The organism is Mesorhizobium sp. M8A.F.Ca.ET.021.01.1.1 (genome assembly GCF_003998025.1).
Lineage (GTDB): Bacteria > Pseudomonadota > Alphaproteobacteria > Rhizobiales > Rhizobiaceae > Mesorhizobium.
In genome coordinates, this window is record NZ_RZSJ01001105.1 from 1 (window position 1) to 496 (window position 496).

2 protein-coding genes are annotated in these 496 nt (G+C 65.7%); both read right to left on the reverse strand.

Features of this window, described 5'->3' with window-relative positions:
• A partial coding sequence (locus EOA36_RS36825; protein ID WP_189553579.1) for an ABC transporter permease occupies positions 1 to 208 on the reverse strand: 208 nt, incomplete at its 3' end.
• Positions 209 to 211: 3 nt separating this feature from the next.
• The coding region (locus EOA36_RS36830) for an ATP-binding cassette domain-containing protein (RefSeq protein WP_127281334.1) at positions 212 to 496 on the reverse strand (285 nt) is incomplete at its 5' end.

Here is a 496-nt window from a genome sequence, read left to right on the forward strand (position 1 = left end):
TGCGTGCCCGGCGCCCGGCACGCACGACCAGCAGATTGCTGCCGAGCTTGGAAATGTCGGCCTTGACCTTCTGCGTGGTACCGGAGCCGATGGTCAGCATGGCAATGACGGCGGCAACGCCGATGACGATGCCGAGTAAGGTCAGGAACGAGCGCAGCACGTTGCGGCGGATCGAGCGCAGCGACAGGCGTACGGTTTCCCAGATCATGGCCTATGCCACTTCCAGGTTCATGGAATCGGAGGCCACGTGGCCGTCGAGGAAGCGGATGGTGCGCTCGGCGTATTCGGCGACATCGGCCTCGTGCGTAACCATGGCGATGGTCAGGCCAAGCTCCCTGTTCAGCCGCGTCAGCAGCTCCATGATCTCATGCGTGCGCGCGGTGTCGAGATTGCCGGTCGGCTCGTCGGCGACGAGCAGTGTCGGCCTGGTGACGATGGCGCGGGCGATCGCCACGCGCTGCTGCTGGCCGCCGGAAAGTTCGGCCGGCGTGTGGTG